Source organism: Pontimicrobium sp. MEBiC06410 (assembly GCF_053601615.1).
On the sequence record NZ_JBSHNT010000164.1, the window covers coordinates 397908 to 423008 of the forward strand.

Genomic DNA, 25101 nt, shown 5'->3' on the forward strand with positions numbered 1-25101 from the left:
TATGTTTAAAACTATGCGTTACGCTTAGCTTTTTTTTCTTCTTTAATTTCTTTAAGACGCTCTATTAAAGCTCCTCCTATCCAATAAGGAACAACAAATGTTACTAAAAATATCATTAACCAAAACCCGATGGTTAAGATTGTTAAAAATGCTAAAAAGCCTAAATATTGGTCAAATTCGAACATAATTGTCTGTATCTTGTTTTTAAATCTTGCACAAAGATAAGTTAAACTCTTTTTTTATACAATACTATTTTAATAATTATTAACAGGGTTATTAAGAGTTTTTCTATTAATTATTACAATACTCTTCTTTCAACTTTTCAACTTCATCACCATATGTTACTGTAAACTTCTTTTTTATAGCAGTATCAATATCTTCGCAAGCCTTGTTAATAGCTTTCATCTCTATGTAAATTAAGGCTCTTGTTCTGTAGGCATACGAGTTTTCTGAGAACAATTCTATAGATTTGTTTATATCTTCCATTGCTTTTTCAGTATCCCCAAGTTTTAACCAATTATAGCTTCTATTACTGTATGCAAAAGGGTCCTCTATATTATATTTTAATACTTTATTAAAATACTTAATTGCTTTTTTGTGATCTCCCATTTCTTGGTATTTAAAACCTATGTTATTATAAACGGGGTAAAATGTAGAATCTACCGCGACTGCTTCTAACAAGTATTTTAAGGTTTCGTCTCCTTTACCAATTTCATCACAGACTGCTCCTAAATTAGTTAATGTCCCTAAGTGTTTGGGGTTAAATTTATAAGCTTTAATTAAGTCTTTATAGCTTCCTGTAAAATCTCTTTTTTTTCCTTTAATAGAACCTCTATTTATTAAATATTCATTTCTTAAAGTATCATTAGCCTCCATTTCTATTGCTTTAGAAATATCTTTGAGTGCTGCATTATATTCTTTACTATAATATAATAGCGTACTTCTTTGATTATAAAGAGCTGCATTTTTAGGAAATTTATTAATTGCTTTAGAATAGACTTTATAACTTTCTAACACTTCACCTAATTCTAGATAACTTGATCCTTTTAAAAAATAGAAATCTACATTACTAGAATCTATTGCTATGGCATTATCTATTTGTTTTAAAGCGGTTTTATAGTCCTTACTTTCAAAAGAAAACTGTGCTTTTTTATAATAATCCTCAGCATTTTGACTCCATAGCGAAGTAAAACTCATTAATAATACACTTACAATTATTTTATTCATTCTATTTTTTTATTATTTATATCTCATTTAAGTTTTCAAAAGTAATCTTTTTATAATCTTCTAATGATGATGAAGAATACTTTTAAATTAATTTTCAATAATTATTTCGTTACAAAAACACCATAAACTAATCACCTAATACCCCAAAATATTGTAAATTTGCAGCCTTAATTAATCAATACGATATGGATTACAGAATAGAGAAAGACACGATGGGAGAAGTAAAAGTCCCTTCTGATAAGCTTTGGGGAGCGCAAACAGAACGTTCTCGTAATAATTTTAAAATTGGAGCCGCGGCTACAATGCCATTAGAAGTTGTATATGGCTTTGCTTACCTAAAAAAAGCAGCAGCATTTACTAACTGTGAGTTGGGTGTTTTACCTATTGAGAAAAGAGATTTAATTGCACAAGTATGCGAAGAAATTTTAGAAGGTAAGCATGACGACCAATTCCCTCTAGTAATCTGGCAAACGGGTTCTGGTACGCAAAGTAACATGAATGTTAATGAAGTTATTGCAAACAGAGCGCACCAAATTGCTGGGCATAAAATAGGTGAAGGAGAAAAAACAATTCAACCTAATGATGATGTAAATAAATCTCAATCTTCCAACGATACTTTCCCTACAGGTATGCATATTGCTGCCTACAAAAAAGTTGTAGAAAATACTATTCCAGGAGTTAAGCAATTAAGAGATACTTTAAAAAAGAAATCATCCGATTTTAAAAACGTTGTAAAAATAGGTCGTACTCATTTAATGGATGCCACGCCTCTAACTTTAGGGCAAGAGTTTTCTGGATATGTTTCTCAATTAGATCATGGGTTGCAAGCTTTAGAAAACACTTTAGCACATTTAAGCGAATTAGCTTTAGGTGGTACAGCTGTTGGTACAGGTTTAAATACACCAAAAGGCTACTCTAAACGTGTTGCAGAGTTTATTGCAGAATTTACTGGATTGCCATTTATAACTGCTCCAAATAAATTTGAAGCCTTGGCTGCACACGATGCTATTGTAGAAACACATGGCGCATTAAAGCAATTAGCAGTTTCTTTAAATAAAATTGCTAATGATATTAGAATGATGGCTTCTGGGCCACGTTCTGGAATTGGAGAAATTATTATTCCTGCAAACGAGCCAGGTAGTTCAATTATGCCAGGAAAGGTAAACCCGACACAATGTGAAGCCTTAACTATGGTTTGTGCTCAAGTTATGGGTAACGATGTAGCAATTACTGTTGGTGGAACACAAGGACATTATGAGCTTAATGTATTTAAACCAATGATGGCTGCAAACATCTTACAATCGGCACAACTTATTGGAGATGCTTGTAGAAGTTTTGAAGAAAACTGTGCTGCTGGTATAGAACCAAATCATGGTGTTATTAAAGAATTACTTAACAACTCTTTAATGCTAGTTACGGCTTTAAATACAAAAATAGGGTACTACAAAGCTGCTGAAATTGCAAATACAGCACATAAAAATGGTACTACTTTAAAAACAGAAGCTATTAATTTAGGTTATGTTACTGCCGAAGATTATGATGCCTGGGTTAAGCCAGAAGACATGGTAGGTAGTTTAAAATAATGATCTCACATCTATATACAAAAAAAGCGCAATCTTATAGATTGCGCTTTTTCTTTTTATAACATTTTAGAAAACTTAGTTTCCTTTTTTATAATCTGCTAAAAACTTAGCTAAACCTATATCTGTTAAAGGGTGTTTTAATAAACCTTCAATAGAACTTAGTGGCCCAGTCATAACATCTGCTCCAATTTTAGCGCAATCAATTACGTGCATAGTATGGCGTACAGATGCAGCTAATATTTCTGTTTCAAAACCATAGTTATCATAGATGTGTCTTATTTCTGCAATAAGATTTAAACCATCTGTAGAAATATCATCTAACCTTCCAATAAAAGGAGACACGTAAGTTGCTCCAGCCTTAGCAGCTAATAAAGCTTGCCCAGCAGAAAATACTAATGTTACATTTGTTTTAATCCCTTTATCGCTAAAGTATTTACATGCTTTCACCCCATCTTTAATCATAGGTAATTTAACTACAATTTGTTCATGTAATTCAGCTAAAGCTTCACCTTCTTTAACCATACCTTCAAAATCTGTAGCAATAACTTCTGCACTTACATCTCCATCTACAATGTTACAGATATCTACATAATGTTTTAAAATATTATCATGTCCTGTAATACCTTCTTTAGCCATTAATGAAGGGTTTGTAGTTACACCATCTAAGATTCCTAAATCCTGAGCTTCTTTTATTTGGTCTAAGTTTGCTGTATCAATAAAAAATTTCATAAAATTTGTTTTGTAATTCTCTAATATTGAGAACTTTGTTTTGTTTTTGTTGTGTTTATTAAAATCTAACGCGAATTTACAATATTACTTATCTAACTATAAAAAAATGATATTAAATAATATTAACAAATGGTTTTGTAAAGCTTAAATAGCTAGTATTATAGGTTATAATGATTTAGTAGCATCTTTTCATAAACTTTATCGGGAAGAATAAACTTAAGAATAATAGAAAACTTCTGCATAAAAGCCCCTACTTTATAATGAATTTTTGGGTTTTTAGTATTAATTACTTTTAAAACCATTTCGGCCATTTCTATAGGATCATTACCACTATCTACATGCTCATCTATATCTTTTAAAACACTACCATAGGCTTTTTCGTAAGGAGATCCCTTTATAACTGGCGCATGAAAACGACCAGCAGCAATGTTAGTTGCAAAATCCCCAGGAGCGATATTAGTCATTTTAATATTAAAATCTTTAAGTTCCATTCTAAACGCCTCGGTAATTAATTCCAAAGCACCTTTACTAGCGCTATAAATGCCTCTATATGGTAATCCCATATAACCAGCTATAGATGTTATATTAATAATTAAACCACTATTTTGCTTACGCATTTGCGGTAAAACAGCTTTTATAACATTAATAGGCCCAAAGAAATTTGTATCGAAATTATGCTGTATTTGTTCTTCTGGTGTTTCTTCAATAGGCCCAGTAATACCTACTCCAGCATTATTAATAACAACGTCTAGCCTGCCCTCTGCATTAATTACGTTTTCAACAGCTTTGTTAATTGTAACAACATCTTTAACATCTAAAGCAATAATAGGAAATTTACTATCCTTGTAACGATCTGGATTACGACTAGTTCCGTAAACCTTAAACCCTTTAGTTGTTAAAAATTCACCTACAGATTTCCCTATTCCTGAAGAACCGCCTGTAATTAAAATAACTTTAGACATACATTGAAATAATTAGACTGTAAAATTAAAAATGAATTTGTTTTAAATGGTATAAAATGAAAAAGATTTGCTAGTAATTATTAGCAAATCTTTTCTATATAATAATTAGATTTTAAATCTAAATTTAGTGCACAAAAAAAGGCAAGCTACCTACATCACACCGCTACGACCATCTACCTTTGCTTCGTTCCCGACCTGGAGGATTCAACAGGAGCTGGTTGTGTAGGACTTGCCGGGTGCAAATATACAATCTTTTAATTTTATCACAATGATTTTTTATACTGAATTTTAATAAATATCTTGCTTAAAATTATAAAGCAAAAATGAAAACATTTAAAATACTTACAATCATATTTTTAGGAAGTTTAATCATAGGATGTGGTAGTAACTCTGGAAAGAAAAAAAATAGCTTTTCTATTCAAACTAATGCAAAAAACAATGCTATTTCTATAAATGAGACTCTAAAATTGTCTTTAAAAAATCCAAAAAAATTAGAAGTATCATCTGTTGTTTACACTTTAAATGGACAAACATTAACCGAAGAAACTAATTTAAAAGATTTTAAATTAGGAAAACACACCATCGAAGCAACTATACAATATGATGGAGAAACGGAAACAGCTTCTAAGAGTATTTCGATATTAAATAACGAAAAGCCAAAAGTATTAACCTACGAAATAATAAACACCTACCCTCACGATATTACATCCTACACACAAGGTTTAGAATTTTACAATGGTACATTGTATGAAAGCACTGGGCAGTATAATGAGTCTAAATTAAGAACTGTAAATTATAAAGATGCAACGGTTACAAAAAATGTAAACTTAGCAGGTGAGTTTTTTGGTGAAGGTTTAACAGTACTAAATAATAATGTGTACCAATTAACATGGAAAGCAGGGAAAGGATTTGTATACAATGCAGAAACTTTAGAGCGTACTAGTAGCTTTAGGTATGGACAAAGTAAAGAAGGATGGGGATTATGTAACGACAATAAATTGTTATATAAAAGTGATGGAACCGAAAAAATATGGTTATTAAACCCTGAAAATTTAATTGAAGAAGGTAACATACAAGTTTTTACTAATAAAGGAAAAATAGGTCAGCTTAATGAATTAGAATGGATTAATGGAAAAATCTATGCTAATATTTATCAAAAAAACGGAGTTGTTATTATAAACCCAAAAAACGGTGCTACAGAAGCTGTTATAGATTTTTCCCCTTTAAAAGAAAAAGTAACACAGCATAAAGGTTTAGATGTTTTAAACGGTATTGCTTACAACCCAGAGACACAAACCATTTTTGTAACAGGGAAACGTTGGGATAAGTTGTTTGAAGTTAAAATAGTTGAGAAGTAGCCTTTACGCAACAATACATAGTGTTTACTCATTATAGATTGGATAGCTTCAATTATTGAAGTTTCTTTGAAATATGAGAAAAGCTATACAATTATCTATACCTAAGTCTTGCCATGAAAACTGGGATGCCATGACTCCAAAAGACAAAGGGCGCCACTGTAAGGTTTGTGAAAAACTGTTTTTGATTTTACTAGTAAAACCGATGAGTATATTGTAAAATCTTTTGAACAAAATGGAAAACTTTGTGGACGCTTTAAAAACGCTCAATTAAATAGAGAACTTTCTTATAGCAGGAAAAACCAAAATAATTATTTATTATATGTAGCTTCTAGCCTATTCACTCTTTTAACTTTAGGTGTTAATGAAGCTTATGCGCAAGGAGCATCAACTGAGATCTCACAAACTCATAAAACACCAAATCAAATAAAAGGAAAAGTAGCACACTCTATTTTAAAAGAACGTGTTATTTCTGGAACTATACTAGATGAAAATGGTTTACCCATGCCAGGTGCTTATATTCTTGTAAAAGGCACTTCTACAGTAACCCAAACAGATTTTGATGGCAACTATAAATTAAAAGTAAAAAATGGAAACGCGTTAGTTATAAGTTCTATTGGTTATAAAACGTCAGAAATACTCATTACCGATAATTCAGTTTACAATTATACTATAGAAGTAGATATCAATGCCTATGATGAAGTAATAATTACTGGAAGAGTAAATATAGATTCTAATTATACACATAAAAAAACATCTCAAGAAATCGCCGAAGAGAAAAAAAGAGAATCTATAAGAAAACAAAACCATAAAGCACTTAATAATAAGTTATTTACTGAACGTATTGAGGCAAAAAAACTAAAACGCCAGCAAATAAGAAATGGAGAAATTAAACGCTCAAAAATTGGCAAATTACTATATAACATTACTAACCTTTTTAGAAAACGCAAGTAATCTTATTTAGCAAATAATGATTTCTTATTAAGAAAGTTAATTTTGTTAATAATACTTTAAACCTATTGTTAAAGTCTCTTAATACCTATCCAAACCCATCCTATTATCTATTACATTTGGTTTACTAACTAGAATAAAAATGTGCAAAAAAATAGGCTACCTCCTCTTTTTATTATGTTCAATAGCTACTTCTGCTCAGCAAATAACAGGTAAAGTATATGATAACAAATCTGTACTTAAAGACATTAAAGTCTCTAACATCACAAAACAAAGTACTGTATATTCAGATAATCAAGGCCTATTTAAAATAAAAGCAGAGCTCAATGATTCTATAGTGTTCTCCTCTATCTTTTATAAAGAACAAAACATAACTGTAACGCAATATCATTTAGATAATACATTTGTTGTAGAGCTAAAAAAAATAACCAATAGCCTAGATGAAATTGCCTTAAAAAGCACGCCTAAAGCCAAAGCGTTTAATGAAAAAAAGTACAATGTAAGTTTTAGTGAACAATTAAAAAACGATATGAAAAATAACCCGCATTTATATGGGCCGCCACCTAGCGGGAATATGGATATTATTAAAATCATTGGGTTAATAGGAAAACTGTTTAAAAAGAAAAAAACAGACATTATAGTTTACGCAACCTATACAGACTTTAAAGATTTATTCGAAAAAGATTCGTTTTTTAATAATACATTACTAAACAAGGACTTAAAAATAGAAGATGATTATAAATATTTGTTTTTTGAGTTTTGCGATGCTAAACAAATAAATATTGAGTTACTAAATGCAAAACATCAAGTAGAGCTATTAGATCGACTATTTAAAATAAGTGAAGAGTTCTTATCTTTTATAACACAATACAAACAAGACACTAAAAATTAAAGCTTACAAAAATTAATATAGCATTCTATACTAAATCCTAATTTCAAAAGTTATATTTTTATCGTTTAAAACGAATGTATCTAATTCTTGGTCTATACAAAATTAAATACAACGTAAAATGCAATTTAATTATATGAAACGTACGCTATACTTTTTTATTTGTTTTGGTTTTCTTTTACTTTGGAGCTCTTGTCGTAAAGACTTCGAATTCTCACCTAGCACAGGAAATTTAGAGTTTTCTAAAGACACGGTATACTTAGACACTGTTTTTACAAACATTGGTTCCAGTACTTATAACTTAAAAGTATACAACCGCAGTAACGAAGATATTAGTATTCCATCTGTTGGGCTAAGCCGTGGAGAAAATTCTAATTATAGATTAAATGTAGATGGTAATGCAGGAAAGTCTTTTACAAATGTTGAAATTTTAGCCAAAGACAGTTTATTTATTTTTGTTGAAACAACAATAGATATTGATAATTTACCAACTTTAGATGAAGAATTTTTATATACAGATAAAATTGAGTTCGATTCTGGTGCTAACCTTCAAGAAGTAGAGCTAGTAACTTTAGTAAAAGATGCAGTATTTATATATCCAGATCGTGATAACACTACAGGAGTTATTGAAACATTAACACTTAGCTTAAATGGAGAAATTGTAGACACAGAAATACAGGGAAGAGAGTTATTACCAGAAGAATTAAACTTTACCAACCAAAAACCCTATGTTATTTATGGCTATGCAGCTGTACCTAATGGAGAAACACTAACTGTAGATGCTGGAGCACGTGTACATTTCCATGCAAATTCCGGGCTTCTAGTCTCTGAAGGCGCATCGCTACAAGTAAACGGAACATTAAGTACAGACCCAGACCTTTTAGAAAACGAAGTAGTTTTTGAAGGAGATCGTTTAGAATCTGCTTTTGCAGATATCCCTGGACAATGGGGGGCAGTATGGTTATTTGAAAACAGTGAAAATAACATTATAAATTATGCCACTATAAAAAATGGAACTGTTGGGCTTTTAACAGATGGTAATCCAGACGCACCTACAGATAAATTAACCATTACTAATAGCCAAATATACAATTCAAGTAATTATGGTATTTTAGCAAGAAACACATCTATAAGAGCTGAGAATTTAGTAATAAATAATTCTGGGCAAGTCTCTTTTGCCGCAACTTTTGGAGGAAAATACAACGTAACACATAGTACTATTGCAAATTATTGGAATACTAGTTTTAGACAATTTCCTGCTTTATTAATTAATAACTTTACAATAAATGCTAATGGGGATACTGTTATAACAGATTTAACCGAAGCAAACTTTAATAACTCTATTATATACGGTAATGATAACCCAGAGTTTTTAATAGACGAAATTCAAGCAGATCCTTTAAACCCTGTCGACTTTAATTTTAAATTTACTAATTGCATCGTTCGTTTTCTAGATAATAACAACGAATTTAATGGTGATAATTATAATTTTAATGATGCCACTAAATACGATAATATATTTCGTAACATAGATCCAAATTTTAGAGATGCTAACCAGAACGATTTAATTATTGGAGCGTCTTCAACTAACGGTATGGCTAGTCCAAACTTTACAATGCCTCCGTTTTTAGGTGTCGATATTTTAGGAGTAGACAGAACAGCAAGCCCAGATATTGGCGCTTACCAACATATTATGTTTTAACAAATAAGTATATTATTTTCCACACATCTCCTTATAATACTGATTATTAGTATCTATGGTATGTTTTTTGATGCATTTATAACATCATCAAACTTTCAAAACCATGCAATACAAAACTTTAAAAAAAATAATGTTACTATGCATTACATTATTTAGCCTGCAATTTTCTTTTGCACAAGAATGTAACAATAATAATAACGCTGCAGCTACATCGCTATTTTTAAACGATTTATTTTTCAATAACTCAAATGATTCCACCCATTTTTATAATGGTACACTCACACTTAACAATACGAAGACTATAAATGGTAAGTTTAGTATTAATCACTATAAAAATGAGACTTATTCAGTTATTTATAAAGAAGAAGATAAATACCGTTACATTCCAACAGATTCTATAAAAAGTGTGACACTTTTCGAAAAAGAAAAGAATGATATAGCCAATAAAACATTGTTTATTAAAATTAAAGGTGATTCTAAATTATACCGCATGATATCAGACGAAGCATATCAAGTAAAGTTATTTGATAGCGCGACAAAACCTTTTGATGGACTCCTTATAGGAGATGTATTTGTTGAGGAAAACGATTCTATAACCAATACCTATAATTTCTGGTCTTCTGGCCCTAAACAAGATGTTATAAATTACATTAATAAAAGAAGCAATGCGAAATATAAAAGACGAGATTTTAAAACAATTAATGATCTTGTTCTTAAATTAAATGAATAAAACAATTATTTATATAAAGAAAAACCTCTCAAAATTTGAGAGGTTTTTCTTTATATGTATTTATAGGTTACTATTGTAACACTACTTTTTTTGTAGCTTCTAATCCTTGTTTATTCTTAAATGTAAATAAATAAATTCCTTTAGGGTAATTACTAATATTTACAGTGTTACTTATACTAGATAAGCTCTGCTTAACAATTTGCTTTCCTAAAATATTATAAATGGTTAGTGTTACATCTTCTTTTAAATTAGATACAGAAACCAAGCCTTTGGTAGGGTTAGGATGAACACTTATATTAGTTGCAGTATTAAATTCTTCTACAGAAAGCGAAGAACCTTCAACAATATTTAGTGTTTGGTTTGCGCTTACATTGTTAAACACATCTTCTACTCCATTTAACCATGTTACTTTTACATAATCTACTGTTGTAGCTGTACCTAAACCAAATATTTCTGTTCCAGAGTTTTGCCCTAAGTAGCCTTCGCCACATAAAGTATATCTATACTGTTTATTTCCACCAATAGAAATTTCTATTTTAGAACCAATACCATCTTTATTATTTACAACACCTTCAAGTTTTACTTTTAGGTAATTATTAGAGTTATTGGTTTTATTCTGCCATAAAAAATTATTTTCGGTATCGTTCATTACAACAATATCTGCTAAACCATCATTATTAAAATCTCCCATTGCATTAGCATAGCTTTTTCTAGTATCATTACTAAATCCTGCACCGCTTGGTATTGTAAAATTGTTACCATTATTATTATTTATATACATAGCAGCATTTAACCATGGTGGACCATTAGAATCTATACTACTACTTACATACAAATCTAAATCTGTATCATTGTCGGCATCTAAAAATGACGATCCCCATGCAATAGTATTCATTTCTGTACCTACAGATGCAGATACATTAGAAAAAGTACCATCTCCATTATTTTTTAATAAATAATTTCCGCTAGTAGTATTAGAAACATATATATCAAACCAACCATCATTATTATAATCTCCAATAGTTGTAGACATTGCATCTATAGTAATCCCAGCTCCACTAGCAACAGATACATCTGTAAAATTGCCATTCCCATCATTTTGATATAGCCTATTCATGTTAGCAAGCTTATCGTTTGCTACATATATATCTTGATCTCCATCATTATCATAATCAAAAAACGCAGAACAAAACGATAATTGGTTTCCTAAATAAATTCCAGCTGCTGAGCTAATATTTACAAAAGTTCCATTATCATTTCTATATAAGTAACTATACTGGTTAAAGGTTTGATCGTCTCTATTAGATATAAAAGCATCTAAATCTCCATCACTATCTATATCTCCAAAAGAAATACCATAAGTATAAAAATTATCTGTAAAAAAACCTATCGTACTAGAAACATCTGTAAACGTCATATCTCCTGCGTTTCTATAAAACTTATTTAACCCAGTAATACTTGTTACCATAAAATCTTTATCTCCATCATTATCGTAATCTACCCATAGTACTTGTTTTGCTCTATAGGTATCATCTATACCAACCAAGTCTACTTGTGTAAATGTACCACCTTGATTTTTATAAAAATAAACTTTCTCACCATCAGTAGTAGAATATGTTAAGTCATCCCAACCATCGCCATCAAAATCACAAAATGAAACTCCACCTCCATAAGTAGAGGCTCCATAAGAGGCACCAACACCTTTAAGGGTGGCAACTTCTTCGAAAGCTAATTGGGCAAAACCAATAGTAGAAAAGGCTAAAAAAATAAGAGTATAAATGTTTTTCATATTGATTGGGATTTTTACAAAAATATTAAATTCCTATTAATTAAATAGTTAAAACGCAAATAAAGGCAAATCCCCCATCATAGCATTAACTTTTATACCAATAGCCTCTAATTTTTCTTCATCTTCATAATTTAATATTACTTCATCAATTAAATCAACAATATTAGACATATCATCTTCTTTTAAGCCTCTTGTAGTAATAGCAGAAGTACCAACTCTAATTCCTGAAGTTACAAATGGAGATTTATCATCAAAAGGCACCATATTTTTATTTACAGTTATATCTGCCTTTACCAATGCTTTCTCTGCATCTTTTCCTGTTATATTTTTATTACGTAAATCTATAAGCATCATATGGTTATCTGTTCCTCCAGAAATAATGTTATAGTCTTTATTAACAAAAGCTTTTGCCATAGCCTCAGCATTTTTCTTTACTTGTAGCATGTAATGCATAAACTCATCGGTTAATGCCTCTCCAAAAGCAATTGCTTTAGCTGCAATAATATGCTCTAAAGGTCCACCTTGGTTTCCTGGAAATACTCCTGAGTCTAATAAAGAAGACATCATACGTAAGTTTCCGTTTTTAAGTTTTAATCCAAATGGGTTTTCAAAATCTTTCCCCATCATTATCATACCTCCTCTTGGGCCTCTTAAGGTTTTATGAGTTGTTGTTGTTACAATATGACAGTGCGGTATTGGGTCACTTAATATCCCTTTTGCTATTAAACCAGCTGGGTGTGATATATCTGCCAATAATAAGGCATTAACACTATCTGCTATGGTTCTAAATCGTTTAAAATCTATATCTCTAGAATATGCAGATGCTCCAGCTATTATTAATTTTGGTTGCTCCTTAGTAGCAATCTCTTGTATTTTATCGTAATTTAAAACTCCTGTTTCTTTTTCTACTCCATAAAAAACAGGGTTATATAATTTCCCCGAAAAGTTAACAGGCGAACCATGTGTTAAATGCCCACCATGAGATAAATCGAATCCTAATATTTTGTCTCCAGGCTTTAAACACGCATGGTAAACAGCTGTATTAGCCTGACTCCCAGAATGTGGTTGTACATTAACATATGCAGCACCAAATAAACTCTTTGCTCTGTCTATAGCTAATTGCTCAACCTCATCTACAACTTCGCAGCCTCCATAATAACGTTTACCAGGGTAACCTTCTGCATATTTGTTAGTTAAAACAGAACCCGCAGCTTCCATAACTTGGTCGCTAACAAAGTTTTCTGATGCTATTAATTCGATTCCATCTAATTGGCGTTCTTTTTCTGCCTGTATTAATTCAAAAATTTGTTCGTCGCGTTGCATGAATTTTGATATCTAAATTTAAAATAGAATTCAAAAATAAGAAATAGATTAGTTATATTATTCATTAAATCACATATTTACTTTCAATACTCTTACTTTTTATTTATTTGGTAAAATACATCTATTTTTTACCCATTTTATTGCATTTAAATAAAAAAAATATGTAGGTTTGAATAGAATAACAAATCACTTTTAATAAACACAACTGTTATGCCAATAACTGCTAACAATCCAGATAGAAAGTCGTGGTTACACGTCGATAAAAACTCAGATTTCCCAATACAAAATATTCCTTTTGGAGTCTTTTTAACTAGAGATGATATTATTACAATAGGAACCAGAATTGGTGATACAGCTATAGACCTAGGTGCATTGCATCAATTAGGCTATTTTGAAGGTATCCCGTTAACCGATGATATTTTTCTTCAAGATACTCTAAACGATTTTATTGCAGATGGTCGTAAAACATGGCGATTAGTTAGAAATAGAATTGCTGAAATTTTTGATGCAGAAAACCCTGTTTTAAAAGACAATAAAAAAAATAAAGAAATTGTTTTATTTCGTTTAGACGAAATTGAAATGCAACTTCCAGTAGAAATTGGTGACTACACCGATTTTTATTCAAGCATAGAACATGCTACCAACGTAGGTACTATGTTTAGAGATCCAGACAATGCTTTATTACCTAACTGGTTACACATTCCTGTAGGATACCATGGAAGAAGTTCTTCTATAATTCCATCTGGAATACCCGTACACAGACCGCAAGGGCAAACGCTTCCTGCTGGAGCAGAAACACCTGTTTTTGGACCTTCAAAGTTAGTTGACTTTGAATTGGAAATGGCATTTATAACAACAGATGCAAACGATTTAGGAGAACCAATCCCTATTGAAGAAGCAGAAGAGTATATTTTTGGGTTAGTTTTGTTTAATGATTGGAGTGCAAGAGATATTCAAAAGTGGGAATATGTGCCATTAGGCCCTTTCTTGGCTAAAAGTTTCGCTTCATCTATATCGCCATGGATTGTTACTCTAGACGCTTTAGAACCATACAGAGTAGACAGTCCAAAACCATTAAAGAAACAATTAAAATACCTACAACAAAAAGGAAAAAAGAGTTTCGATATTAATCTTGAAGTTGCAATACAACCAGAAAAAGCTAAAGAAACAGTAGTAAGTCGCTCAAATTTTAAATACATGTATTGGAGCATGGCACAGCAATTAACACACCATACAGTAAACGGTTGCCCTATAAATTCTGGTGACATGATGGGTAGTGGTACTATTTCTGGGCCAACACCAGACTCTTATGGCTCTATGTTAGAACTATCTTGGAGAGGCGAAAAACCATTAAAAATGAATGATGGCACTGAGCGTAAATTTATTAATGATAACGACACCGTTATTATGAGAGGTTACTGCGAAAAAGAAGGAACACGTATTGGTTTTGGAGAAGTTTCAACAAAACTATTACCAGTATTCAACCCTAAGAAAAAATAAGTTAATTCTTGTTAAATAAATTATAAACCCCTTATTTTTTAATAAGGGGTTCTTTTTTGGTATTATATTTGATAAAAAAAGCTAGTAATCAATATAGCCAAAATGAAAAAACTATTTACACTACTTGCCCTATTACTATTTAGTTTAGGGTCTTCGCAAGATGCGATCTCAAAAAAATCTGAAAAAATTATTAATAGTGAGTACTTTCATAAGTTTAAAATTGAAAAGTATTTTATTCATACCAATAAAACCACTTATTTCTCAGGAGAACAAATTTGGTTTAAAACTTATACTGTAGAAGATGGAAGCAATCTACCTTTTATAGAATCTACAAACTTACATGTAAACTTATATAACGATGCATTAGAGCTAGTACATAGCGAACTGGTATATGTAGAAAACGGAATGGGATATGGGCAATTTGAGCTCGAAAAAGACCTTAAACAAGGACTATATTATCTACAGTTAGATTCTCAATGGAATAAAAACTTTAAAAAGAAAGCGCCACTTTTTAAAATTGAAGTTATTAACCTAAGTGAAGGTGATATTTTTTCAGACAATACACCTATACAAAAAGTAGAGTTTGCTAAAAATACGACAACACCTTTTAGTATAAACAGAAATAAAGCTGTTGAAACACCACAAACTATTGCATTTGAAATAAATACCTCTAGTGAAACGATTATAAACAAAAAACTTAAAAACAAATATCTTTTTGCAGTTTTACATAGAAACGGAGATTTAAAATCCATTCTTCCGTTACAGTTAAAAAAAGATAAGGTTTCTTATAAAATAGCCTTTGCAAAATCCGACCTTTTTAATGGTGTAAATATGATTGCGTTATTTACAGAAGATAAAAAAATAGTTTCAGAAAAATCTTTTTTTTGGAACGCTTATAACCCAATAGATATTGAAATTACAGAACGCTCAAAAACATACGATACGTTATCGCTTAATTTAAAAATATTTAATATTAGTAGTAAAGCTAATGTTAGTGTTTCTGTGCTACCAGAAGAAACAAAACTATACAAAAACAATAATAATATTATATCATCCTTTTTAATAGATCCTTACTTAAAAGCTAATAATTATGGAGCTGCAAATTTGCTGTCCAAAAAAACTATAAACACAAATAAATTAGATTACATCTCTAAAATAGCAACTACAGAAAACACATTTCCATATAAAGGTTTAACAACATCTAGTTTACATTACAAAAATGAAAATGGTATTAATATAAACGGTAAAGTTAATACCAAAATAGAGGATTTATCAAACTACACCGTTTTATTATCATCAAACGAAAATAAATTAACCGAAGTAAGTACTATCGCTAAAGACCATACCTTTAACTTCGATAAACTTAATTTTGAAAAATCGTCAAATTATAGTTTAGCATTAATTAATGAAAAAGGAAAAATAGAGAAAGCAACATTTTTTGTTTACAATAATTATGTCGATTATAGAGCGGATAATACGCTACCGCAAAATTTAGTTTATAAAAATAACGCACCTGTAGAAACAGAACCAACAAACAATGAGTACTCAAGCTTGCCAGAATACCAAGATGCAGAAGCTTTAGATGAAATATTAATAACTGCAAATAAAAAGAAAAAACAATTACAACTTAGGCAGACATTAGCCAAATACAATATTCTTGGTTTAGGCTCATCTAGAGTATACAAGCCAGAAGATTCAGGTTTTTCTAATGCCACTATTTTAGATTACTTACAAACATTACCTAGTACAACAGTAGTATATAATGCTTCAGGAGATATTTCTATTCAAAATAATAGAGGTGCAAGAACCATAAACGATACAGGGCCTAGATTACTTAGTGTTACTGTAGATGGAGTATTATATACAGATTTAACCCTTTTATCTTTTAGAAGAGTAGAAGAAATAGAATATGTAGTTCTTAACATTAATGGTGCAGGTTACGGCCCATTATATCCAAATGGTGTAATACACCTTGTAACTCGTAAAGGAGAGTCTGGAAAACCTATTGTAAACAACCCTAAAATTCAAAAATCTAAAATTGCATTTGGATTTAATGACTCTAAAACCAAATACGAAAAACCAGAATTACAATTCACAACCCAAAGCTCTATAGACAATTATAGCACCATAGATTGGGTTCCAAATTTTGAAATTACACCAGGTACAGACAATATTTTAAAAGTTAACAGACAAAATTATAACAATCTTAAAATAATTATAAATGGAATTACAGAAGACGGAAAACCTATTTATAAAGAACAAATTCTATCGCTTTCTAATCAATAAGTAGTTAGCAGAAAAACTTAAAAAAAACGCCTAAAATTAATTTTAGGCGTTTTTTTTAGTATTAAAACATATTTATTTGGCTTTGGCATACAAATTGGTTTGTAGCATATAATATAAATTTCAAAAATCAAAAAACAATTAAATAAATTACCATATAAACACATTTCATTTTTTAAATTTGAAAAATTATTGATGGTTCAATCAATTTCCCAAATAGGATATTTACTATGAAAAACATTACTCTAACATTAATAACACTAATACTTTTAACGGCTTGCGGAAGTACTAGTCGTATAGAAAAACAATTAACGACTGGTAATTATGACCGTGCCATTGGTGATGCATTAAGAAAACTACAAAACAATAAAGGCAAAAAGAGGAAAGTAGATTACATCTATTTACTAAAAGAAGCATTCGATAAGGCTGAAGCAAGAGATAAAGAACGTATTACCTATTTAGAAAAAGATAATAATCCTGCTAATTACGAACAAATCTATGAGTTATATCAAACTTTAAGAGCTAGACAAGAGCGTATAAAACCAGTACTACCATTATACATAGGGAACAAAAAAGTAGCCTTTAGCTTTAAAAATTATAATTCGCAAATAATTGCTGCAAAAGATAAAACATCAAACTATTTATATAACAATGCAAAACAACTATTAAACAGTAATGATAAGTACGATTACAGAAAGGCCTTTGATGACTTTAAATACTTAGACCGTATTAACCCCAATTACAAAAACGTTAGGCAACTTATAAAACAAGCACACGAAAAAGGAACAGATTATGTTATTGTTAATATGGTTAACGATACACAACAAGTTATTCCTAGAAGATTGGAAGAAGACTTACTTAACTTTAGCACTTATGGTTTAAATGATTTATGGACCGTTTACCATAACAACCCCAACACACAAAGACGATACGATTTTGGTATGGAAGTTATACTACGTAACATTGCTATTTCTCCAGAACAAATTAAAGAACGAGAAATAATAAGAGAAAAACAAGTAGTCGATGGTTGGAAATATGCATTAGATGGTGATGGAAACGTGCTTAAAGATAGCTTAGGAAACAAAATTAAAGTAGATAAATTTAAAACAGTACGTTGTGAGTATTATGAAACTAGACAATTTAAAACCTCTAGTATCGTTGGTACTGTAACCTATAAAGATTACAATACAAAACAACTTATAGAAGCCTTCCCACTACAAAGCGAATACCTATTTGAACATTTCTATGCCACCTCTAGAGGAGATCGTCGTGCATTAGACCAAAACTTATTAAGTTATTTAGATAATAGAAGAGTACAATTCCCAAGTAACGAGCAAATGATTTTCGATACAGGAGAAGACCTCAAACTACAGCTTAAAGAAATTATAACAGGCAATAGTTTTAGGCGATAAAAACAAAAACTCCCGAATAGCTTCGGGAGTTTTTTTTATACTTATTAGTTTTTGCATCTTATCTAAACAAAACGATTTAAATCTAAACTATTAATAGCACCGTGAGACGCATTAGCTACCGCTACCCCATTTTTAATAACTATAATTTGAGGCGATTGGTGCATCACTTGAAATTCGTATCCAGTTTCGTTAGAAACATCTCTATAACTTAATAAATCTAAATAATACAAATCTAAATCCTTTTCTGTAAACTCGTAATTCTCTACAAATTGACTCATAACCATACGGCTAATGCCACAACGTGTAGAGTGTTTAAATATAACTTGTGTTTTTGTTTTCGATTTATCTTTAATAAATTTAAGCTGTTGTAATTGACTTAAAGGTATCCAAGGCAATACTTTTTCCTCCTTTGGTTCGTTAGAACCCCCAAATAGTTTATTTATTAATCCCATGTTTTGTCATTTATATTTAATTAAGTCGGTAGTAAACTAAAAGCTTACAAACTGACTAAAAGTCATGTGCTTTTAAGTATTAACGGTCATTTTGTCCTATAAACTACAATGGTAAAGTTATTGTTTTAATAGCTTCGTAAACAAGAAAAAAAATCATGTTATGAATTTTAACAACTATACAATAAAATCACAAGAAGCTATACAGCAAGCACAACAACTTGCACAAAGTTTCAACCATCAACAAATAGAAAACGAACACATATTTAAAGCTATTTTTGAAATAGACGAAAATGTATTGCCTTTTCTATTAAAAAAACTAAATGTAAATATAACCATACTTCAGCAAATTTTAGATAAGCAAATAGAAAGTTTCTCTAAAGTTTCGGGCGGTAATTTAATGCTATCTCAAGAAGCAAGTAAAGCCCTAAACGAGGCCTCTATAATTGCTAAAAAAATGAGCGACGATTATGTCTCTATAGAGCATTTAATTTTAGCAATATTTAAATCTAAAAGTAAAATAGCACAAGTATTAAAAGATCAAGGTGTTACAGAAAAAGCGCTAAATGCTGCTATTGAAGAGTTAAGAAAAGGAGATCGTGTAACTTCGCAAAACCAAGAAGAAACCTATAACGCTTTAAATAAGTACGCTAAAAACTTAAATCAGTTAGCCAAAGATGGAAAACTAGATCCCGTTATTGGACGAGATGAAGAAATACGACGTATTCTTCAAATACTATCTAGACGTACAAAAAACAACCCTATACTAGTAGGAGAACCAGGAACAGGTAAAACTGCCATTGCAGAAGGATTAGCCCATAGAATTATAGATGGTGATATTCCTGAAAACTTAAAAGACAAACAAATCTTTGCTCTAGATATGGGAGCGCTTATTGCAGGTGCAAAATTTAAAGGCGAATTTGAAGAGCGTTTAAAAGCCGTTATAAAAGAAGTTACAACAAGCGAAGGAGATATCGTATTATTTATAGACGAAATCCACACCTTAGTAGGTGCTGGAGGCGGACAAGGCGCAATGGATGCTGCAAACATTTTAAAACCAGCATTAGCACGTGGCGAATTAAGAGCAATAGGCGCGACAACATTAGACGAGTATCAAAAATATTTTGAAAAAGACAAAGCCTTAGAACGTCGTTTCCAAAAAGTAATGGTAGACGAACCTGATACAGAAAGCGCGATATCTATATTAAGAGGGATAAAGGAAAAGTACGAAACGCACCATAAAGTACGCATAAAAGACAATGCAATTATTGGAGCTGTAGAACTCTCAACACGCTATATAACCAATCGTTTTTTACCAGACAAGGCCATTGATTTAATGGATGAAGCTGCGTCTAAATTACGTATGGAAATTAACTCTAAACCAGAAGAGTTAGACGTGCTCGATAGAAAAGTAATGCAGTTAGAAATTGAAATTGAAGCTATTAAGCGTGAAAAAGATGAAACCAAATTAAAAGCATTACGCTCTGAACTGGCTAATTTAAAAGAAGAACGCAACGCAATTAATGCAAAGTGGAAAAGCCAAAAAGAAGTTGTAGATAATATTCAGAACACAAAACAGGATATTGAAAACTATAAACTAGAAGCAGAACGCGCAGAGCGTGAAGGCGATTATGGTAAAGTAGCCGAATTACGTTACGGAAAAATAAAAGAAGCACAAGAAAAACTAGAAGAATACCAGAAGCAACTAGAAGCACAAGCCGAGACCTCTTTAATAAAAGAAGAAGTTACTTATGATGATATTGCAGAAGTTGTTGCAAAATGGACAGGTATTCCTGTAACAAAAATGCTGCAAAGTGAACGTGAAAAGCTGTTACGCTTAGAAGACGAATTACACAAACGTGTTGTTGGCCAAGAAGAAGCCATAACCGCGGTTAGTGATGCTGTAAGACGCTCTAGAGCAGGATTACAAAATCCAGAAAAACCAATAGGAACCTTCTTGTTTTTAGGAACAACAGGAGTTGGTAAAACCGAATTAGCAAAAGCATTAGCAGAATATTTATTCGATGACGAAAGTGCTTTAACAAGAATAGATATGAGCGAATATCAAGAACGTCACGCCGTAAGCAGATTAGTTGGTGCACCTCCAGGATACGTAGGGTATGATGAAGGCGGACAGTTAACAGAAGCCGTGAGACGTAAACCCTATTCTGTAGTACTCTTAGACGAAATAGAAAAAGCGCACCCAGATACTTTTAATATTTTATTACAAGTACTAGACGAGGGCCATTTAACAGATAATAAAGGCCGTATAGCCGACTTTAAAAATACTATTATTATTATGACCTCTAATATGGGGAGTCAGATAATACAAGAACGCTTTGATGCCTTAAAAGATGTAGACTCGGCAATAGAAGCTGCAAAAGTAGATGTCTTAGGTTTATTAAAACAAACTGTACGACCAGAGTTTTTAAACAGAATAGACGATACCGTAATGTTTACCCCTTTAAGTAGAGAAAACATTACAGACATTGTAGGCTTACAATTAAAAAGCATTACAAAAATGATTGCGCAACAAGGCATTACGTTTGATGCTACAGAAGAAGCTAGACAGTATTTAGCAGAAAAAGGCTATCATCCAGAATATGGGGCAAGACCAGTAAAACGAGTGATACAAAAAGAAGTGCTAAATCAATTAAGTAAAGAAATCTTGGCAGGAAAAGTAACAACAGATAGTATTATACTATTAGATGCCTTTAACGACAAATTGGTTTTTAGAAACGAAGCCAACTTTGTTACCGAAGAAATTTAAAACCCTTCCGTCGGTTCGAGTGATTCCAATAACTATCGGAATTGTACCGAGAACAGATTAAGTAACGAAATCTTTATTCTCGATACAAATTTCACTCATAAAATCGTAAAATTCAATCGAATTGATGAAACAACATTTGTAATAAAATATAAATGGCTAGAAATAAAAAAACTAAAGCCAATAAGATGTTAAACAATCATAAAGTTGTGTTAACTTAAAAATAAAGCGGAAAGTCCCGCGTTTTGATAGTGATAGTTAGTTAGTTTGAAAAAAGCAGCGTTAGTCCATTTTAAAGACTGCGTTGCTTTTTTGTTTTTAAATACTTCTAAATGAATGAGAATTACGAGTTACGATTGCTCACTCAAATGTCTGTCTTAGCTTATCGAAACTAATAGAAATCTAAAAGCACAGCTCCTTCCTTTAAAAAAAGGAAGGTGGTTTTTTCAGAATGAAAAAATCGGATGGTTTTTCAAAAAAATAGCGAAGCTCATTTTAATTAAATAAACAGTTCCCAATACAATAAAACTCTTATATAACATCCTACATAAAACAATACCAAAAAGGACATTTATATAAATTTGATTACATTAGAAAATACTTATATTAAAATGGCGTTATATTTAAATAACGAGTTGTTTATTATGAATTAAAGAATACTAGTAAGTCAGTTCGAGTGATTTTGAGAAACGAAAAATCGTATCGAGAACATGTTAGAAATATAAATTCTTATTCTCGATACAAGTTTTACTCATTTCAATCGTAAAACACACTCGAATTGACGAATTTTCAACACATACAAAACGAATACAATATAGACTAAACTATAACCATGCAAGAATCCTTTATAGAGCTATTAATTAAATTAGGTATTAATCTCGTTATTTCTACACTAATCATTCGATTTATTTACTACAAGGCTACCCAAAAAAGCGAATATCTATTTACCTATAGCGTTATTAGTATTATTGTATTTCTACTCTGTTTTCTTTTAAAAAACATCCAATTACAACTAGGCTTTGCATTAGGGCTTTTTGCCATTTTTGGAATTATTAGATACCGTACAACAGCTATTAATATTAAAGAAATGACCTATTTGTTTTCTATAATAGGGTTATCTGTAATTAATGCATTAACAACGCCTTCTCATTATTTAGAACTAGCACTCTCTAACGGAATTATTGTATTCATTATCTGGCTATTAGAAACCGTTTTTAAATACAAGCAAATAGCGTCTACCAAAATAAATTATACCAATTTAGATCTTTTAAAACTCAATGATAAAGCAGCTTTAAAGGCCGACATAGAATTAAAATTACAAGTAACCATTTATAAAATAGAAATTAAAAGCATCGATTTTGCTTCAGAAACAGCAGAAATTAACATACAATACATTCAATAAATGACACTATTAAAAAATACATTTTTTAGGTTAATTTCTATTGCAACAGTTGTATTCATTCTTGCTAACCAAATCGTTTCAGCACAAATAAACTGCCTAGACGAGTTAACATCGGTTTCAGATTTTAATGAATTAAAAGCTAAACCTATATCTAACAAATACGGCAATGTAAATGCATTAAAAGTTGTTTACGATTTAAAAGCAAAAAAACTCTATTTTATTAATAGTAACCGTTATAAATATCATTATAATTTCTGTTTAGATTATCTAGGGCATAATTACGAGCAGTATCAATTTAACAACTATAACTATTCGGCAAAACATAAGTACAAGCGTTATTTATTAGCCAATATAAATTATTATAAATCTAATAATTTATATACAATGGAGTTATCTCCAGTAGACCAAATGTTGGTTCAGGATATCGAATTTTTATACCGTTTAATAAAAGAAGCTAGTTATTTTAAAAACTTCAAGTTCTTTTTACACACAGCAAGACTTCAAAAGTTAGAACACCAGTTTTCTATCCCTACATTACATGCCAACACACTATACGATAACCAAACATACCAAGCCATAAGCACCTATAAAAGTTATGGAAAACTACGCTTTGTAAACATAGACTCTATAAAACACCTACAAATTTCGAAACACGATATTATAGTTATAGACAAACCAATTTTAGAATTACCTTTAACTGCTGGTTTAATTACAACTAATTTACAAACACCCTTAAGCCATATCTCTATATTAGGCAAAAACAGAAAAGTACCAATGGCGGCTTATACAAAAGCCATGCACTCTAAGCGGTTAAAACAGTACGCAAATAAATATGTTGCTTTTGAAGTAAAACTAGACACCTTTTATATAACCCCTGTAACAAAAACCGTTTTCGATAAAAAAACAAAACAAAAGAAACAATCACTTAATTACCTCTATAAAGATGTATTTACAGACTCGTTAATAAGCATGAAAGATGTTACTATAAAATCTGTAAACCTTGTAGGAGGAAAAGCCGCTAACTTTGGAGAATTACAAAAACTCTCTAAAAAAAATGACTTTAAAGTTCCAGAAGCAGCATTTGCCATTCCGTTTTATTATTACGAAATGCACTTAAAAACTTCTGGAGCAGACACCTTATTACAAAAACTAATAGACAACTCGGCTAATAATACCCAAAAAACAGTAAAAACACAACTTAAAACAATTAGAAAGCGCATAAAAAGAACCAAACTAGACCCTGTTTTAATTTTAGCCGTAGAACAAAAAATTAAAGCCTTAGGCAATTATAAACGTATGCGTTTTAGAAGCTCTACCAATGCAGAAGATATTGTAGGGTTTAGTGGTGCAGGTTTATACGACTCTAAAACAGGAATTGTTGGAGACTCTGTAAAGACCATAGAAAAAGCCATAAAAAAGGTTTGGGCCAGCTTGTGGTTAGAGCGTGCGTACTTAGAGCGTAATTATTATAATATAGATCAAAGCAGTGTTGCAATGGGTATTTTAGTACACCGCTCCTTCCCTAGCGAAAAAGCAAACGGTGTTGCCATTACTAAAAACCTATACCGTAAAAATTATTACGGTACCGTAATAAATGTACAATTAGGAGAAGAACCCGTTGTAGCCCCAGACAAAGCTGTAACTTGCGATCAATTAATTTGTTATTCGGGCACCAAAACCAGTCTTTACGATAGAAATATAGTAGAAGTTATTTCTCATTCTAGCTTAAATAATAATAAGCTTATTCTATCTGAAAAAGAAACAGTTAAACTAACACAACAACTAGAACAAATAAAGAAACACTATTTCTATAATCGTTTGTATAAAGTTAAAAGTACGTATTTAAATTATGGCTTGGACGTAGAATTTAAAATAGATGGAGCAACACGAGATTTATATATTAAACAAGTACGTTATTTTAATGATTAGTATAGAAAACGCCTGTTTGAGTGAAATAACACACGCATCGTCAGTTCGAGTGTTTTGAGGCACGAAAAACGTATCGAGAACCTTTTACTGTAACAAAGCGTCTCGATACAATTTTGTTT

Annotated in this window: 20 protein-coding genes and 1 other RNA gene; 13 read left to right on the forward strand and 8 right to left on the reverse strand. The window is 30.9% G+C overall.

Translation table 11 applies throughout. The features are described 5' to 3' along the window. Nucleotides 1–11: 11 nt before the first annotated feature. Nucleotides 12–185, reverse strand: a complete 174-nt coding sequence (locus ACVC08_RS19470; protein ID WP_452603316.1) for a hypothetical protein — start codon at nucleotides 183–185, stop codon at nucleotides 12–14. Nucleotides 186–291: 106 nt separating this feature from the next. Beyond that, nucleotides 292–1227, reverse strand: coding sequence for a tetratricopeptide repeat protein (locus ACVC08_RS19475; RefSeq protein ID WP_452603317.1), 936 nt, complete (start codon nucleotides 1225–1227; stop codon nucleotides 292–294). A gap of 185 nt (nucleotides 1228–1412) precedes the next feature. Between ACVC08_RS19475 and fumC the strand changes: the two genes are divergently transcribed. Then, nucleotides 1413–2810: a class II fumarate hydratase gene (gene fumC / locus ACVC08_RS19480; RefSeq protein ID WP_452597664.1), complete on the forward strand. Its 1398-nt coding sequence runs from the start codon at nucleotides 1413–1415 to the stop codon at nucleotides 2808–2810. A 75-nt stretch (nucleotides 2811–2885) separates the two neighbouring features. Here fumC and fsa read toward each other — a convergent pair whose 3' ends face one another. The 3 genes from fsa to ffs form a co-directional block, all read right to left on the reverse strand. After that, a complete protein-coding gene (fsa, locus tag ACVC08_RS19485; protein ID WP_452603318.1) occupies nucleotides 2886–3539 on the reverse strand; it encodes a fructose-6-phosphate aldolase in 654 nt (217 codons plus the stop codon). Nucleotides 3540–3697: 158 nt separating this feature from the next. Continuing rightward, the gene (locus ACVC08_RS19490) at nucleotides 3698–4501 is read right to left on the reverse strand and encodes an SDR family oxidoreductase (RefSeq protein WP_452603319.1); all 804 of its coding nucleotides are present in this window, start codon (nucleotides 4499–4501) and stop codon (nucleotides 3698–3700) included. Nucleotides 4502–4637: 136 nt separating this feature from the next. Beyond that, an RNA gene (ffs, locus tag ACVC08_RS19495) (signal recognition particle sRNA small type) lies at nucleotides 4638–4736 on the reverse strand. 88 nt (nucleotides 4737–4824) lie between these two features. Between ffs and ACVC08_RS19500 the strand changes: the two genes are divergently transcribed. The 6 genes from ACVC08_RS19500 to ACVC08_RS19525 all read left to right on the forward strand — a co-directional run bounded on the left by ACVC08_RS19500 (nucleotide 4825) and on the right by ACVC08_RS19525 (nucleotide 10128). Then, nucleotides 4825–5859: a glutaminyl-peptide cyclotransferase gene (locus ACVC08_RS19500; RefSeq protein WP_452603320.1), complete on the forward strand. Its 1035-nt coding sequence runs from the start codon at nucleotides 4825–4827 to the stop codon at nucleotides 5857–5859. Between the two features lie 73 nt (nucleotides 5860–5932). Continuing rightward, a complete protein-coding gene (locus tag ACVC08_RS19505; protein ID WP_452603321.1) occupies nucleotides 5933–6076 on the forward strand; it encodes a hypothetical protein in 144 nt (47 codons plus the stop codon). 260 nt (nucleotides 6077–6336) lie between these two features. Continuing rightward, complete coding sequence (locus ACVC08_RS19510; protein ID WP_452603435.1) at nucleotides 6337–6810, forward strand: carboxypeptidase-like regulatory domain-containing protein; 474 nt, start codon at nucleotides 6337–6339, stop codon at nucleotides 6808–6810. Nucleotides 6811–6949: 139 nt separating this feature from the next. Beyond that, nucleotides 6950–7699: a hypothetical protein gene (locus tag ACVC08_RS19515; protein ID WP_452603322.1), complete on the forward strand. Its 750-nt coding sequence runs from the start codon at nucleotides 6950–6952 to the stop codon at nucleotides 7697–7699. Between the two features lie 133 nt (nucleotides 7700–7832). Then, nucleotides 7833–9398, forward strand: coding sequence for a right-handed parallel beta-helix repeat-containing protein (locus ACVC08_RS19520; protein WP_452603323.1), 1566 nt, complete (start codon nucleotides 7833–7835; stop codon nucleotides 9396–9398). Between the two features lie 103 nt (nucleotides 9399–9501). After that, on the forward strand, nucleotides 9502–10128 hold the full coding sequence (locus ACVC08_RS19525) for a hypothetical protein (protein ID WP_452603324.1): 627 nt from the start codon (nucleotides 9502–9504) through the stop codon (nucleotides 10126–10128). 70 nt (nucleotides 10129–10198) lie between these two features. On the opposite strand, the gene ACVC08_RS19530 is transcribed toward ACVC08_RS19525, so the two are convergent. After that, the gene (locus ACVC08_RS19530) at nucleotides 10199–11917 is read right to left on the reverse strand and encodes an FG-GAP-like repeat-containing protein (protein WP_452603325.1); all 1719 of its coding nucleotides are present in this window, start codon (nucleotides 11915–11917) and stop codon (nucleotides 10199–10201) included. A 48-nt stretch (nucleotides 11918–11965) separates the two neighbouring features. After that, entirely contained in the window at nucleotides 11966–13240 is a 1275-nt protein-coding gene (gene glyA, locus ACVC08_RS19535; protein ID WP_452603326.1) for a serine hydroxymethyltransferase, read from the reverse strand. A 210-nt stretch (nucleotides 13241–13450) separates the two neighbouring features. Between glyA and fahA the strand changes: the two genes are divergently transcribed. The 3 genes from fahA (at nucleotide 13451) to ACVC08_RS19550 (ending at nucleotide 18435) form a co-directional block, all read left to right on the forward strand. Next, nucleotides 13451–14740, forward strand: coding sequence for a fumarylacetoacetase (gene fahA / locus ACVC08_RS19540; protein WP_452603327.1), 1290 nt, complete (start codon nucleotides 13451–13453; stop codon nucleotides 14738–14740). 102 nt (nucleotides 14741–14842) lie between these two features. Then, nucleotides 14843–17026: a hypothetical protein gene (locus ACVC08_RS19545; RefSeq protein ID WP_452603328.1), complete on the forward strand. Its 2184-nt coding sequence runs from the start codon at nucleotides 14843–14845 to the stop codon at nucleotides 17024–17026. Between the two features lie 227 nt (nucleotides 17027–17253). After that, a complete protein-coding gene (locus tag ACVC08_RS19550) occupies nucleotides 17254–18435 on the forward strand; it encodes a hypothetical protein (protein ID WP_452603329.1) in 1182 nt (393 codons plus the stop codon). A 62-nt stretch (nucleotides 18436–18497) separates the two neighbouring features. Here ACVC08_RS19550 and ytxJ read toward each other — a convergent pair whose 3' ends face one another. Then, a complete protein-coding gene (gene ytxJ / locus ACVC08_RS19555; protein ID WP_452603330.1) occupies nucleotides 18498–18887 on the reverse strand; it encodes a bacillithiol system redox-active protein YtxJ in 390 nt (129 codons plus the stop codon). A 160-nt stretch (nucleotides 18888–19047) separates the two neighbouring features. Here ytxJ and clpB point away from each other — a divergent pair, with 160 nt between their 5' ends. From clpB to ACVC08_RS19570, 3 genes are all read left to right on the forward strand, one after another. Beyond that, entirely contained in the window at nucleotides 19048–21654 is a 2607-nt protein-coding gene (gene clpB / locus ACVC08_RS19560) for an ATP-dependent chaperone ClpB (protein ID WP_452603331.1), read from the forward strand. An 829-nt stretch (nucleotides 21655–22483) separates the two neighbouring features. Beyond that, nucleotides 22484–23053: a DUF4956 domain-containing protein gene (locus tag ACVC08_RS19565; protein WP_452603332.1), complete on the forward strand. Its 570-nt coding sequence runs from the start codon at nucleotides 22484–22486 to the stop codon at nucleotides 23051–23053. Further along, on the forward strand, nucleotides 23054–24982 hold the full coding sequence (locus ACVC08_RS19570) for a PEP/pyruvate-binding domain-containing protein (protein WP_452603333.1): 1929 nt from the start codon (nucleotides 23054–23056) through the stop codon (nucleotides 24980–24982). Nucleotides 24983–25101: the final 119 nt, after the last annotated feature.

What these genes read in the sequence shown, in the direction of transcription:
- ACVC08_RS19550 (WP_452603329.1), top strand. Translation starts at nt 17,254, where the DNA reads ATGAAAAACATTACTCTAACATTAATAACACTAATACTTTTAACGGCT.
- fsa (WP_452603318.1), bottom strand. Translation starts at nt 3,539, where the DNA reads ATGAAATTTTTTATTGATACAGCAAACTTAGACCAAATAAAAGAAGCT.
- ACVC08_RS19520 (WP_452603323.1), top strand. Translation starts at nt 7,833, where the DNA reads ATGAAACGTACGCTATACTTTTTTATTTGTTTTGGTTTTCTTTTACTT.
- fahA (WP_452603327.1), top strand. Translation starts at nt 13,451, where the DNA reads ATGCCAATAACTGCTAACAATCCAGATAGAAAGTCGTGGTTACACGTC.
- ACVC08_RS19505 (WP_452603321.1), top strand. Translation starts at nt 5,933, where the DNA reads ATGAGAAAAGCTATACAATTATCTATACCTAAGTCTTGCCATGAAAAC.
- ACVC08_RS19545 (WP_452603328.1), top strand. Translation starts at nt 14,843, where the DNA reads ATGAAAAAACTATTTACACTACTTGCCCTATTACTATTTAGTTTAGGG.
- ACVC08_RS19570 (WP_452603333.1), top strand. Translation starts at nt 23,054, where the DNA reads ATGACACTATTAAAAAATACATTTTTTAGGTTAATTTCTATTGCAACA.
- ACVC08_RS19500 (WP_452603320.1), top strand. Translation starts at nt 4,825, where the DNA reads ATGAAAACATTTAAAATACTTACAATCATATTTTTAGGAAGTTTAATC.
- ytxJ (WP_452603330.1), bottom strand. Translation starts at nt 18,887, where the DNA reads ATGGGATTAATAAATAAACTATTTGGGGGTTCTAACGAACCAAAGGAG.
- ACVC08_RS19475 (WP_452603317.1), bottom strand. Translation starts at nt 1,227, where the DNA reads ATGAATAAAATAATTGTAAGTGTATTATTAATGAGTTTTACTTCGCTA.
- ACVC08_RS19525 (WP_452603324.1), top strand. Translation starts at nt 9,502, where the DNA reads ATGCAATACAAAACTTTAAAAAAAATAATGTTACTATGCATTACATTA.
- clpB (WP_452603331.1), top strand. Translation starts at nt 19,048, where the DNA reads ATGAATTTTAACAACTATACAATAAAATCACAAGAAGCTATACAGCAA.
- fumC (WP_452597664.1), top strand. Translation starts at nt 1,413, where the DNA reads ATGGATTACAGAATAGAGAAAGACACGATGGGAGAAGTAAAAGTCCCT.
- glyA (WP_452603326.1), bottom strand. Translation starts at nt 13,240, where the DNA reads ATGCAACGCGACGAACAAATTTTTGAATTAATACAGGCAGAAAAAGAA.
- ACVC08_RS19530 (WP_452603325.1), bottom strand. Translation starts at nt 11,917, where the DNA reads ATGAAAAACATTTATACTCTTATTTTTTTAGCCTTTTCTACTATTGGT.
- ACVC08_RS19470 (WP_452603316.1), bottom strand. Translation starts at nt 185, where the DNA reads ATGTTCGAATTTGACCAATATTTAGGCTTTTTAGCATTTTTAACAATC.
- ACVC08_RS19565 (WP_452603332.1), top strand. Translation starts at nt 22,484, where the DNA reads ATGCAAGAATCCTTTATAGAGCTATTAATTAAATTAGGTATTAATCTC.
- ACVC08_RS19490 (WP_452603319.1), bottom strand. Translation starts at nt 4,501, where the DNA reads ATGTCTAAAGTTATTTTAATTACAGGCGGTTCTTCAGGAATAGGGAAA.
- ACVC08_RS19515 (WP_452603322.1), top strand. Translation starts at nt 6,950, where the DNA reads ATGTGCAAAAAAATAGGCTACCTCCTCTTTTTATTATGTTCAATAGCT.